Raw genomic sequence first — 11,678 nt, forward strand, 5'->3', positions numbered from 1 at the left:
GGAGGTCAGGAACCGGCGTTGATCTTGGCCTCGGTCACGGCGCCGGAGCCCGCGTTCCACTTGTCGAGGGCGGCCTTGTAGGTGCCGTCCTTGATGACCGCGTCGAGGGCTTCCTTGAGCGCGTCGCGCAGCTCGGTGTTCTTCTTGTCCACCGCGATGCCGAAGAGGCCGGCGTCGGTCGGGTTGGCGATGGCCTCGAAGTCGTTGCCGCCGCCGGCGGTCTGCGCGATGTACGCGGCGACCGGGGAGTCGTTCAGGTCCGCGGCGGCGCCGCCGGCCTTCACGCGGGTCTGGGCCTCGGCGTCGGTCGGGAAGGACTCGATCTTGAGCTCGCCCTTGCCGTCCGTCTTGCACTTCTCGGCCAGGGTCTTGGCCGACTCCTCGTACGTGGTGCCGCGCTGCACGGCGACCGTCTTGCCGCACAGGTCGTCGAGGGTCTTGATGCCCTGGGGGTTGCCCTTCTTGACCAGGATGCCGGTCGAGGCGGAGAAGTAGTCGACGAAGTCGACACCGGCACCGGTCTTGGCGCCCTTGTCGTCCAGGCCCTCCTGACGGGCCTTGGTGTCGGTGAGCGAGGACATGACCAGGTCGCTGCGACCCGTCTGCATGCTGCCGATCAGGGTGTCGAAGGTGCCGGACTCGAACTTGAACTGCACGCCGAGCTGCTTGCTCAGGGCCGCCGCGATGTCGGGGTCGACGCCGACGATCTTGCCACCCTCGGTGAACTCCATCGGCGCGTAGGTCGCGTCGGTGCCGACCTTGATGACACCGGCGTCCTGGATCTTCTTCGGGAGCTTCGAGAAGAGCGGAGCGCTGCTGTTGTTCGCCGCACCCGACGGGCTGGTGGAGGCCTTGTCGGTCTGGTCACCACAACCGGTGAGGATCAGGGCGCCCGCGACCGCGATCGCGCCGACCGCGGCGATCCGGGACCGTGCGGCGGTCGTACGACGGGTGGTGCTAGCGGTCATGGCTTGGTTCCTCCGGCAGTGGTGGAAAAGCATCGAAAAACGGTCGGGCACGCACCATCGAGTGTCGCGACCTCGTGTGATTACGGCATCTTGCCATTCGGACCGAGACATTCAGGGTGCCCGTCAGGTCAAAATCGCATAACGGGCGGTGGGGGTGACCCAACAGGACTGCGGACAACGGGGTTCGAGACCGCAGAACCTGCCGTGACCTGGCCTTTTCACCGCAGTTTCTACGGAGCGTCTCGCCCATCGGACATCAAGGTTTGGACTTTTCGCCAAAAGCGGGGCAAGCGACCTACGATTGAGCGGGAATCGACTCGTCTGGGCGAGCGTTCTTCGGGTAGAACAGATCCTTACACCCCTCATCCGGGGCTCAGGGCGCGCGTGCGGCGCGCCCGCGCGTACGAACCTCCCCTCCGTGGAGACGGGCCAACCGTCGATGCGGAGTACGGACGCGGTGCCCGCCCACCCCTTAACCAGGAGTGGCCACCCTCAACGATTCAAAGGACTTAAGGGGTCACACACAGTGGCAGCGGAGATCATCAACCCTCGCAGTGACAGCGTCACGGACAACAACCCGGACGCGGTGTTCGCGCTGCACCGGGGCGGCAAGATGGCCATCCAGGCCACGGTTCCCGTCAACGACAAGGACGACCTGTCCCTTGCGTACACGCCCGGCGTGGCGAAGGTGTGCAGCGCCATCGCCGAGCAGCCGGAGCTGGTGAACGAGTACACCTGGAAGTCCAACGTGGTCGCCGTCGTCACCGACGGCACGGCCGTGCTCGGACTCGGTGACATCGGCCCCGAGGCCTCCCTCCCCGTCATGGAGGGCAAGGCCATTCTCTTCAAGCAGTTCGGTGGGGTGGACGCGGTTCCGATCGCGCTCGCCACCAAGGACACGGACGAGATCATCGAGACGGTCATCCGGCTCGCTCCGTCCTTCGGCGGGGTCAACCTGGAGGACATCTCGGCCCCCCGCTGCTTCGAGATCGAGCGGCGCCTCCAGGAGGCGCTGGACATCCCGATCTTCCACGACGACCAGCACGGCACGGCCATCGTGACGCTGGCCGCGCTGCGCAACGCCGCGAAGCTCACGGGTCGCACCCTCGGCGACCTGCGCGCGGTGATCTCGGGCGCGGGCGCGGCGGGCATCGCCATCGCCAAGATCCTGGTGGACGCGGGCATCGGCGACGTCTGCGTCACCGACCGCAAGGGCGTCGTGTCGGCGGACCGTTCCGACCTGACGGACGTCAAGGCGGAGATCGCGGGCCTGACCAACAAGACCGGCCAGACCGGTTCGCTGGAGCGGGCCCTCGCCGGCGCGGACGTCTTCATCGGCGTCTCCGGCGGTACCGTCCCTGAGGAGGCGGTGGCCTCGATGGCGAAGGACGCCTTCGTCTTCGCCATGGCCAACCCGAACCCGGAGGTCCACCCGGACGTCGCGCACAAGTACGCGGCGGTCGTGGCCACGGGCCGCTCGGACTTCCCGAACCAGATCAACAACGTGCTGGCGTTCCCGGGCATCTTCGCGGGTGCCCTCAAGGTGCGCGCCACCCGGATCACCGAGGGCATGAAGATCGCCGCCGCCGACGCCATCGCCGGTGTCGTGGGTGACGAGCTCGCCGCCGACTACGTGATCCCGTCGCCGTTCGACGAGCGCGTCGCGGAGGCCGTCGCCACGGCCGTCGCCGCCGCCGCGAAGGCCGACGGCGTGGCCCGCCTGGCCTGACCGCCGCGCGAGCTGTACGGGCAGGGGCCCGGCCGGAGCGATCCGGCCGGGCCCATCCTTTTGCCGGGCCGCGGGTCGCCAGGTCTGGGCGGGCCCCGCCCGGGCCGGGAGCGCGGCCAGGAACAGGGCGGCCACGGAGGCTTCACCCCGTAGGTGGCACCCGTGCCGCCCATCACGGCGTCGACCAGCTCCGTGCAGTGCACCTCCAGGGCCGGGCGGCGCGCCGGGTACTCCATGATCAGGCGGCTCCGCGGCGCCGTCCCGGCGAGCAGCACCGCCGCCACGGGACCGTCTGCGGCGCCCCACTCCGGCTTCTCCCAGTGACCCTCGCCACCCGAAGAGGCAGCCCCTCGCGGGTCGTTCTCGTCCAAGTGCCCCATGAGGACCTGCCCTTGGGTGCACGGCGCACCCAGGCGCCAGGGTGGGCAGGCGCGCTCCCCCGCCGGGGCGGGGGGTGGATCCGGGAGGCTACCGAGCGGTAGCGTCGCGGCATGTTCGCTGCCTACGCCGCCCGAATCGACCGTGACCAGCCGCTGAACGGCCTTGTACTGGGCGACCGCCCGGCACCGGAGGCCCGTCCCGGCTGGGTGACCGTGAACGTCAAGGCCGCCTCCCTCAACCACCACGACCTGTGGTCGCTGCGCGGGGTGGGCCTCGGCGAGGAAAGACTCCCGATGATCCTCGGCTGCGACGCCGCCGGGATCGACCAGGACGGCAACGAGGTCGTCCTGCACTCCGTGATCGGCCAGAGCGGCCACGGGGTCGGCCCCGACGAGCCCCGTTCGATCCTGACCGAGCGCTACCAGGGGACCTTCGCCGAGCAGGTGACCGTCCCCGCGTGGAACGTCCTGCGCAAGCCCGCCGAGCTGACCTTCGAGGAGGCCGCCTGCCTGCCGACGGCCTGGCTGACGGCGTACCGGATGCTGTTCACCAACGCCGGGGTCCGCCCCGGGGACTCCGTGCTCGTCCAGGGCGCCGGCGGCGGGGTGGCGACCGCCGCGATCGCCCTCGGCAAGGCGGCGGGCCTACGGGTCTTCGCCACCAGCCGGGACGAGGCCAAGCGCAAGCGGGCCGTGGAGCTGGGCGCGGTGGAGGTGTACGAGCCGGGCGCGCGGCTGCCGCAGCGGGTGGACGCGGTGATCGAGACGGTGGGCGCGGCCACCTGGTCCCACTCGGTGAAGTCCCTGCGCCCCGGCGGCACCCTGGTGATCTCCGGCGCCACGAGCGGCGACCGCCCGGCGCACGCCGAGCTGACCCGGATCTTCTTCCTGGAGCTGAAGGTGGTCGGCTCGACCATGGGCTCGAAGGACGAGCTGGAGGACCTGCTGTCGTTCTGCGCCACGACCGGGCTCCGGCCGGTCATCGACGAGGTGCTGCCGCTGGACCGGGCGCGCGAGGGCTTCGAGAAGCTCGCGGCGGGTGACCTCTTCGGGAAGATCGTCCTCAACCCGTAGGCCCGCGTGCGTCAATGAAGGTTGACAACCCCTCCCGCGTCAACCTAAATTGACAGACATGACGGAAGCAACCGATCTCGCCGAGCGGGCCGGTGACCGCGACCCGCGCGTGGGTCTGCGTGCCGTGGCCGCCCTCCGCAGGCTGCTGGAGCAGCTGGAGGCGGTACAGGTACGCAGTGCCCGCGCGCAGGGGTGGTCCTGGCAGGAGATCGCGGCCGAGCTGGGCGTCAGCCGGCAGGCCGTGCACAAGAAGTACGGGAGGCTTTGATGTTCGAACGCTTCACGACCGACGCCCGGAACACCGTGACGGGGGCGGTGACCGAGGCCCGGCGGGCCGGGGCCGCCACCGTCACCGAGGAGCACCTGCTGCTCTCCCTGATGGACCGGGGGGCCTTGGACCGGCTGGGGGTCGACCGCGCGGCCGTGGCCGCCGACCTGGCGGCGGCCCGCCGCCGGGGCGGCATGTCCCGGGCGGACGAGGAGGCGCTGGCCGGACTCGGCATCGACCTCACCGAGATCGTCTCCCGCATCGAGGAGACCCACGGCCAGGGCGCGCTCGCGGCGCCCGCGCCGCGCAGGCGGACCCTGCGCGCCTCGCTCCGCTCGGCCCTCGGCCGCGCCGAGCCGGACGACCGCGCCGGCAGCTACCGGGTCCCCTTCACGGAGGGCTCGAAGAAGGTCCTGGAACAGTCCCTCCGCATCGCCCTGGGCCGCAAGGACAACCACATCGGCACCCTGCACCTCCTGCTGGCCCTCCTCTCCCGCCCCGGCACGGTCTCCGAGGTCCTGACGGACCACGGCATCACCTACGGAACAGCCGAAACAGGCCTGGCCGCCTGACAGATCCAGCCCTGCCGCACAACCCAGCCCCGCCGGCGTTTGAGGCGCGGTGGCTCGGGGGCGGAGCCCCCTACCCGGCCCGCAGCGTCGCCCTCAGCCGAGCAGCCGCAGCCGCCAGCCCCGCACGAACCTCGGCCACCTGCGCCGAGCTCACCCCATGGTCCCGCGCAGCATCCCGCACCTCGTCGCGGAAGCGGTCCAGCAGCCGGTCCAGGTCACGCGCCGGATCACCGCTGGGCGCCAGGTCCTCGGCCCAGTCCGCATCGACGGCGGCATCGGCCCCGGCGTCCGCCGCCGGGGCCGACGGCCCGGCGGCAGGCTGGGCCTCGGGCCCGGCCTGCGTCCCACCGCCCCCGAGCCACGCACCCGCCAGACTGCCCAGCACGCCACCGGACTTGGCGAACTGCTCCTGCAGCTGGACCGCGATGCGCTGGACCTCCTCGCGGGCCCGCTCCTGGGCCTCCTTGGCCTGGCGGCGGGCCTGCTGCGCCTCCTCGCGGGCCCGGCGGCTCTCGTCCTTCGCCCGGCGCGCCTGTTCCTTCCATTCCTGCCTCGCCCTGCGCAGCTCCTCCTTGGCCGCCTTCCAGGACTCGTCCTCGACCTGGGTCGCGGACGCCGAGGCCGCCGCCCGCATCTCGCGCCGCAGGTCACCCGCCGCGCCCCGGACGTCGTTGCGGATCTCAGCGGCCAGTTCGGTGACCGAGTCGCGGATCTCCAGCTCCAGGTCGGCGAGTTCGCCGCTGCGGTCGGCCAGCTCGGCGCGGCCCGCCTCGGTGATGGAGTACACCTTGCGCCCGCCCTCGGTGGCGTACGTGACGAGGCCCTCGGCCTCCAGCTTGGCCAGCCGCGGGTACACGGTGCCCGCGGAGGGGGCGTACAGGCCCTGGAAGCGCTCCTCCAGCAGCCGGATCACCTCGTACCCGTGGCGCGGGGCTTCGTCCAGCAGCTTGAGGAGGTAGAGGCGGAGGCGGCCGTGGGCGAAGACGGGCGGCATGTCAGAGCACCTTCTTGTCGAGCGGGAGGGGAGCGGCGGCGGACGCGGGGGCGTCGGCGTCGTCCTGCGGGCGGCGCAGCAGCGCGATGCCGCCGGAGACGGTGGTGGCCCGCAGGGTGCCGGAGCCGGATCCGAGGGTGCCGGTGATCCGCTTGGCGCCCAGCTGGCCGGAGACCCGCAGGTCCTCGAAGGCATTGGAGACGCCGCCGGTGGCGGTATTGGCCTCCACGCGGGCGTCGGCGGGGTGCGGGAGGCGGATCGCGACCTGGCCGGACACGGAATTCAGCGCGATGTCCACGGGGCGCGCGGCCGCCGGGCCGAGGTCCAGGTCGATGAGCATGTCGCCGCTGACCGAGTCGGCCCGTACGCTCACGCCCGCGCCGTCGACGACCGTCAGGCCGCCGGACACCGAGTGGAAGCGGAGGTCGCCGGTGACGGACTGGGCCTCGACGCCGCCGGAGACGGTGTGCGCCTTGACCCGGCCGGAGAGCCCGACCAGCGTGGCGTCACCGGAGACCCCCGTGACTTCGGTGCCGCCGGAGATGCCGGAGACGAAGGCGGTCGCATCGACCGCGGCCACCTGCACCCGGGTGGCGGCGGGGACGGTGAGGGTGATCGCGGCGCTGCGCTCCCAGGCCTTGCGGCCGGCGGCGGAACCGGAGGACCAGGCCTTCCAGGGCTTCGACTCGAACCACTGCTTGAGGCCCTGGGAGCCGTTCCAGGGCACGTCCTCGTAGGAGACGGTGAGGGTGTCGCCGTCCTGCACCACGTACAGCGGCGGTCCGTCGACCTCGGTCACCTCCAGGCGGGCCGGGCCCTCCTCGGCGGCGACCACGTTCACCGTGCCGCTCACGACGCGTACGCGCAGCTCGGTCACCGGCGCCTCGAAGGCGACTTTCCGCGGTTCGGCGATGTGCCAGGTCGACTGCGAAGGCGACGGCCGGGACGACTGCTCTGCCATGGTGCTGATCCTCCTCGTGCGTTCACGGACCGGGCTCGACGCACGCAACATATCGCGTCTTCTGAACAACACGATATATCGCGGCCGAGGGAAGTCAAGCCCGTGTGCGGGCATGCCGAAAACGCCGGTGGGGCCGGGTAATCCGGCGCCACCGGCGTGCGGTGTGGATCAGGGGCGCGGGCCCCGGGGCCCGTCAGGCCGCCAGCAGGGGGCTCGCGTGGTGGTGCAGCCAGGCGCGGTACGGGGGCGTGCGCAGGGCCGCCTCGCGATAGGCGGCGCGCAGGTCCTCGTAGACCTCCGCGTGGGCGCCGGGCCGGGTCGCCAGCAGCAGGCGGACGGCTAGGGGGTCCCCCGACAGCGGCCGGATCGCCATGTCCTCGCGCGGCCCGGACGTCGGCTGGCAGGGCGCGACCGCCTCGCCGGAGATGATCAGCGAGGTCGCCGTGTGGTAGTCGGCGTGGAGGACGGGCGGGTCGAGCCCGGCTCCGGCGAAGACCCGCCGCAGCCCGTCCCACTCGCCGTCGACCGAGGGGTCCACCATCCACCGGTCGGCGGCCAGGTCCCGTAAGGAGACCACCGACTGCCCGGCGGCCGGATGGTCCCGGGACATCGACACGAACTGCGGCTCCCGCTCCATCAGCACGTGCATCTGCAGGCCGGCCGGCACCCGCAGCGGGCTGCCCTCCACCTCGTGCACGAACGCCACGTCCAGCTGCCCCGAGGCCACCATCCGCAGGAGCGCGTTGGCGGACACGTCCACCACCAGCGAGGTCTCGGTGTCCGGCAGGCGCCGGTGCAGCCGCCTCAGCCATCCCGGCAGCGCCCGGCTGGCCGTGGAGCCGATGCGCAGCCGCGGTCCGCGGGCCAGCGCGCGGGCCTCGGCCACCAGCGCGGCCATCTCGGCGAGCAGCGGCCGGGCCCGGCCCAGTACGGTCCGGCCGAAGGGGGTGGGCCGGCAGCCGGTCCGCTCGCGCAGGAACAGCTCGCCGTCCAGGGCCCGTTCGATGCGGCGCAGCTGGGTCGTCAAGGAGGGCTGGCTCACGCCGAGTTGCCGGGCCGCCTTGTGCAGGCTCCCGGCGTCGGCGATGGCGCACAGCGCGCGCAGGTGCCTGACCTCAAGCTCCATGAGCCGAGAGTAGGCCGGTCCCGGTGGACCGCACCAGCCGCTGATAGCCCCCCGAATCCCGCCATTCTCACGCTAGTTGGGCTGTCGAAATCTTCCCGATAGGCCGGCGCTATCGGGGAGTGACATCATCCGCCGGGCCAGTGAACTCCCGCAGACTCCGGTACCGAACGACCCACCCCCCACCGCACCGGACGAGTAGGAGCTCCCCCACATGCGCCACTCCCGTAAGGCAGTTCTGGCCACGACCGTCGGCCTCGGCCTCGCCGCCGCCCTCGGCGTCACCCCCACCGCCAGCGCCGCTCCCGCCCCCGTCGGCAATGCCGCCAGTTACGCCGCGTACGCGGGCTCGCAGGAGAACGAGGCCGCCAACCGCGCCTTCTTCGAGGCCGTGCAGCGTTCGGTCGCCGAGCAGCGCGCCGCGAACCCCGGCGTCCTCGCCGTGACCGTCACGTACAACACCCGCAGTGCGCCCAGCTTCCGCAGCCAGATAGCCCGCTCCACGCAGATCTGGAACAGCTCGGTGAGCAACGTCAGACTGCAGGAGGTGTCCTCCGGCGGGAACTTCTCGTACCGCGAGGGCAACGACTCACGCGGCTCGTACGCGAGCACGGACGGGCACGGACGCGGCTACATCTTCCTCGACTACCGGCAGAACCAGCAGTACAACTCCACCCGCGTGACCGCGCACGAGACCGGCCACGTGCTGGGCCTGCCCGACCACTACTCGGGCCCGTGCTCCGAGCTGATGTCGGGCGGCGGACCGGGCACCTCGTGCCAGAACGCCAACCCGAACTCGGCCGAGCGGGCGCGCGTCAACCAGCTCTGGGCCAACGGCTTCGCCTCCGGCCTGGGCACGAAGGAACTCGCCGCCAAGGGCTGAGTCACCGCTCCTCGGGATCCGCGTAATCGGGGCATCCCGGATTCCGGCAGGGGCCGCGGCCCCACACCGGAATGAAGATCCCGAGCGACTTGCGCCGTCTGACCACCGTGTCGACGCGGCGCCCGCACGCCGGGCACGTCTGCTGTTCGTGCCCGGCCTGCGGGGCGACCGTCTCGTGTGCGCGCTGCTGCTGTTCACCGGCCATACCTCCACGGTAGGCCGGTCCGGCGCTTTTGGGGCCGGAAAGGCCCCGGGGGCCGGCGGGATCAGCGCTTGACGGCGTACGAGGTGACGGTCTGGCCGCCGCCGAGGACCTTGACCCCGGTGAGCTCCAGGGGGCGCACCCCGAACCCGGCCCGCGACATCGGCATGCCGGTGCCCAGGAAGATCGGGTAGGTCTTGACGACGAACTCGTCGATCTCGTCGATCAGCTGGGCCGCGAGGTCGGCTCCGCCGCAGAGCCAGATGTCCAGGCCGTCCCGGGCCTTGAGCTCACGGACCTCGGCCGCGATGTCCCCGGAGATCAGCTCGACCTGCGGGTCCGGCGACGTGGTGAGCGTGCGGGAGACGACGTACTGCCCGGGCAGGTGGCCGTAGGGGCTGGTCATGCCCGCCTTGAGGCCCGGCTCGTAGGTGTTCCGGCCCATGAGCACCGCGTCGAAGCGCTTCGGCTCGGCGTCGGCGATCCCGAGGGCCGCACGTCCCTGGGCCGCGATGGTCTCCGGGTACTCGGCCTTGAGGAACTCGGTGAACTCCGCGTCGACGTGGGCGTAGAAGAATGCGCCGTCGCCGTCCGGGGCCCCGATGAAGCCGTCGACCGACGTGGCGATGAAGTACGTGAGCTTGCGCAAGCGATTCTCTTCCGTTCGACAGTGCCCCCGCGTCGAAGGCACGTCGAGGAAAGTACTTCACCTGAAGTGGTTACGCAAGCCCTCACGCGCGCCCCGGCCCGCCTACCCGCGCGGCTTGCGCCACATCGGCCACATCAGCGGCCCCTCCGGCAGCCGCACTGCGTCACCCGTGAACTCCCACCCGAGCCGCTCGTACAGCCCCTTGCTCCGCTCGCTGCTCGCCTCCAGGTACGCCGGCACGCCCTCGCGGTCGCAGCGCTCCAGCACCGGCCGCATCAGCTCGCTGCCCAGCCCCTGCCCCTGCCGGCCCGGGGCCACCGCGATCATCAGCAGGTACTCGTGCTCCTCGGCCGTCGGGTGCACCGCGCCCGTCAGCCGGCCGACCAGCTCGCACCGCTCGTTGTCCGGGTCGGCCACCGCGCGCATCCGCGCCGGGACCTCGTCCTCCCCCTCGGGCTCGCCCGCCGGGATCCGCAGCCACAGCGCGGCCGCCGAGCCGTCCACCGCGTAGTCGATCCGCCCCTCGGCCAGCGCCACGTCCACGAAGACGCCGAGGAACTTCCCGTGCACCGCGGCCCGGTGCTCCGGGTCCGGGAAGACCCAGCTGCTCACCGGGTCCGTGCGGAAGGCCTCGTCGAGCAGCCGTGCCACCGCGTCCCGGTCCGACTGATCCGCCTGACGTATCTCCAGCACCACTGGTCACACCCTTCGCTCACGCGTCAACAACCTTGAGCGATCCTAGAGTTGACGCGGAGCCGCGGTAAGGCCCGTTCCGGCACCGTGCCGTGCCGGAACGGGCCTCGGCCGTGTCCTGCCGATCGCGCCGGGCTCACCGCGTGCGGCGCGTCACGAACTCCGCGAGTGCCAGCAGCCCGCCCGCCGCCGCGAGGTCCGGTACGGCGCGGGACAGCTGCTGGACCGCCCGCCCCATCCGGTCCGCGGCATGGGCCTGCGCCCAGTCGCGCCCGCCGGCCCGGTCCACCGCGTCCGCCGCGGCGCGCACGTCGTCCCCGGTCATGGGACCCGCGTAGAGGGCGGCCAGCTCCTCGCCCGCCGCGGTGCCCGAGGTGAGGGCGGCCACGACCGGGAGGGACTTCTTGCGGGCGATCAGATCGGCCCCGGCGGGCTTGCCTGTGTGCCCCGGATCCCCCCAGATGCCGATCAGGTCGTCGATCAGCTGGAAGGCCAGCCCGGCCTCGCGCCCGAAGGCGTCCATGGCGTCGACCTCGTCCGGCCCGGCCCCCGCGTACAGCGCGCCGAGCGCGCACGCGCAGCCCAGCAGCGCCCCCGTCTTGGCCGTGGCCATGGCCAGGCACTCGTCGAGCGAGACGTCCGGACGCTGCTCGAAGGCGCAGTCCGCCTGCTGGCCGGCGCACAGCTCGATGACGCACGCGGCGAGGCGGGACGAGGCCGCCGCCGAGGCCGGATGCGGATCCTCCGCGAGCTGCCGCAGCGCGAGCGCCATCATGGCGTCGCCCGTGATGATCGCGTCCGGAATGCCGAAGACGGTCCAGGCGGTGGCACGGCCGCGCCGCCGGACGTCCTTGTCGATGACATCGTCGTGCAGCAGCGTGAAGTTGTGCGCCAGCTCCACGGCCACCGCCGCCCGTACGGCTTCGTCGCCCTTGCCCGCCCCCGGCCCGGCAAGGGCCTGGGCCGCGGCCAGGACCAGGGCCGGCCGGATGGCCTTGCCGGCGTTGCCCTCGGCCGGAGTGCCGTCCTCGCACTCCCAGCCGAAGTGGTACATCGCCACGCGGCGCATCCCCCCGGGCAGGCTCTCGACCGTCCGGCGCAGCTCCGGATTGACCGTTTCCCTCGTCCGTTCCAGGAGGGCGGCGGCCTCCTGGCCCTCACCGGTCGCGGTGGCGTTCACCG

The 11,678-nt window shown here is 72.1% G+C and carries 13 protein-coding genes; 5 read left to right on the forward strand and 8 right to left on the reverse strand.

Annotation, left to right across the window (positions count from 1 at the left end; translation table 11 throughout):
* Positions 1 to 5: 5 nt before the first annotated feature.
* Positions 6 to 968 (reverse strand): ABC transporter substrate-binding protein, encoded by a 963-nt coding sequence (locus tag RIU97_RS13785; protein WP_404956614.1) that lies wholly within the window; start codon positions 966 to 968, stop codon positions 6 to 8.
* Between the two features lie 526 nt (positions 969 to 1,494).
* On the opposite strand from RIU97_RS13785, the gene RIU97_RS13790 reads away from it, so the two are divergent.
* The 4 genes from RIU97_RS13790 to RIU97_RS13805 all read left to right on the forward strand — a co-directional run bounded on the left by RIU97_RS13790 (position 1,495) and on the right by RIU97_RS13805 (position 4,991).
* The gene (locus RIU97_RS13790) at positions 1,495 to 2,697 is read left to right on the forward strand and encodes an NADP-dependent malic enzyme (protein WP_404956616.1); all 1,203 of its coding nucleotides are present in this window, start codon (positions 1,495 to 1,497) and stop codon (positions 2,695 to 2,697) included.
* 491 nt (positions 2,698 to 3,188) lie between these two features.
* Entirely contained in the window at positions 3,189 to 4,151 is a 963-nt protein-coding gene (locus tag RIU97_RS13795) for a zinc-binding dehydrogenase (RefSeq protein WP_404956618.1), read from the forward strand.
* 58 nt (positions 4,152 to 4,209) lie between these two features.
* A complete protein-coding gene (locus tag RIU97_RS13800) occupies positions 4,210 to 4,419 on the forward strand; it encodes a helix-turn-helix domain-containing protein (RefSeq protein ID WP_030013034.1) in 210 nt (69 codons plus the stop codon).
* A complete protein-coding gene (locus RIU97_RS13805) occupies positions 4,419 to 4,991 on the forward strand; it encodes a Clp protease N-terminal domain-containing protein (RefSeq protein ID WP_404956621.1) in 573 nt (190 codons plus the stop codon). The genes RIU97_RS13800 and RIU97_RS13805 overlap by 1 nt, the downstream gene beginning before the upstream one ends.
* 70 nt (positions 4,992 to 5,061) lie before the next feature.
* Here RIU97_RS13805 and RIU97_RS13810 read toward each other — a convergent pair whose 3' ends face one another.
* The 3 genes from RIU97_RS13810 to RIU97_RS13820 form a co-directional block, all read right to left on the reverse strand.
* Complete coding sequence (locus RIU97_RS13810; RefSeq protein WP_404956623.1) at positions 5,062 to 5,985, reverse strand: helix-turn-helix transcriptional regulator; 924 nt, start codon at positions 5,983 to 5,985, stop codon at positions 5,062 to 5,064.
* A gap of 1 nt (position 5,986) precedes the next feature.
* Positions 5,987 to 6,946: a DUF4097 family beta strand repeat-containing protein gene (locus tag RIU97_RS13815; RefSeq protein ID WP_404956625.1), complete on the reverse strand. Its 960-nt coding sequence runs from the start codon at positions 6,944 to 6,946 to the stop codon at positions 5,987 to 5,989.
* A gap of 193 nt (positions 6,947 to 7,139) precedes the next feature.
* On the reverse strand, positions 7,140 to 8,072 hold the full coding sequence (locus RIU97_RS13820) for a LysR family transcriptional regulator (protein ID WP_404956627.1): 933 nt from the start codon (positions 8,070 to 8,072) through the stop codon (positions 7,140 to 7,142).
* Positions 8,073 to 8,283: 211 nt separating this feature from the next.
* On the opposite strand from RIU97_RS13820, the gene snpA reads away from it, so the two are divergent.
* Entirely contained in the window at positions 8,284 to 8,952 is a 669-nt protein-coding gene (gene snpA, locus RIU97_RS13825; RefSeq protein WP_404956629.1) for a snapalysin, read from the forward strand.
* 1 nt (position 8,953) lies between these two features.
* Here the strand turns inward: snpA and RIU97_RS13830 are convergent, their stop codons facing one another.
* The 4 genes from RIU97_RS13830 to RIU97_RS13845 form a co-directional block, all read right to left on the reverse strand.
* On the reverse strand, positions 8,954 to 9,157 hold the full coding sequence (locus RIU97_RS13830; protein WP_404956631.1) for a hypothetical protein: 204 nt from the start codon (positions 9,155 to 9,157) through the stop codon (positions 8,954 to 8,956).
* A gap of 61 nt (positions 9,158 to 9,218) precedes the next feature.
* Positions 9,219 to 9,803, reverse strand: coding sequence for a dihydrofolate reductase family protein (locus RIU97_RS13835; protein ID WP_404956633.1), 585 nt, complete (start codon positions 9,801 to 9,803; stop codon positions 9,219 to 9,221).
* Positions 9,804 to 9,905: 102 nt separating this feature from the next.
* Positions 9,906 to 10,499, reverse strand: coding sequence for a GNAT family N-acetyltransferase (locus RIU97_RS13840; RefSeq protein ID WP_404956636.1), 594 nt, complete (start codon positions 10,497 to 10,499; stop codon positions 9,906 to 9,908).
* A 133-nt stretch (positions 10,500 to 10,632) separates the two neighbouring features.
* Positions 10,633 to 11,676, reverse strand: coding sequence for a family 2 encapsulin nanocompartment cargo protein polyprenyl transferase (locus RIU97_RS13845; protein WP_404956638.1), 1,044 nt, complete (start codon positions 11,674 to 11,676; stop codon positions 10,633 to 10,635).
* Between the last annotated feature and the right edge of the window lie 2 nt (positions 11,677 to 11,678).

Origin of the sequence: Streptomyces sp. 147326, from assembly GCF_045000215.1 — a bacterium.
GTDB lineage: Bacteria > Actinomycetota > Actinomycetes > Streptomycetales > Streptomycetaceae > Streptomyces.

Coding starts and splice junctions, on each gene's coding strand:
- RIU97_RS13805 (WP_404956621.1), top strand. CDS start 4,419: ATGTTCGAACGCTTCACGACCGACGCCCGGAACACCGTGACGGGGGCG.
- RIU97_RS13820 (WP_404956627.1), bottom strand. CDS start 8,072: ATGGAGCTTGAGGTCAGGCACCTGCGCGCGCTGTGCGCCATCGCCGAC.
- RIU97_RS13785 (WP_404956614.1), bottom strand. CDS start 968: ATGACCGCTAGCACCACCCGTCGTACGACCGCCGCACGGTCCCGGATC.
- RIU97_RS13810 (WP_404956623.1), bottom strand. CDS start 5,985: ATGCCGCCCGTCTTCGCCCACGGCCGCCTCCGCCTCTACCTCCTCAAG.
- RIU97_RS13795 (WP_404956618.1), top strand. CDS start 3,189: ATGTTCGCTGCCTACGCCGCCCGAATCGACCGTGACCAGCCGCTGAAC.
- RIU97_RS13800 (WP_030013034.1), top strand. CDS start 4,210: ATGACGGAAGCAACCGATCTCGCCGAGCGGGCCGGTGACCGCGACCCG.
- snpA (WP_404956629.1), top strand. CDS start 8,284: ATGCGCCACTCCCGTAAGGCAGTTCTGGCCACGACCGTCGGCCTCGGC.
- RIU97_RS13830 (WP_404956631.1), bottom strand. CDS start 9,157: ATGGCCGGTGAACAGCAGCAGCGCGCACACGAGACGGTCGCCCCGCAG.
- RIU97_RS13815 (WP_404956625.1), bottom strand. CDS start 6,946: ATGGCAGAGCAGTCGTCCCGGCCGTCGCCTTCGCAGTCGACCTGGCAC.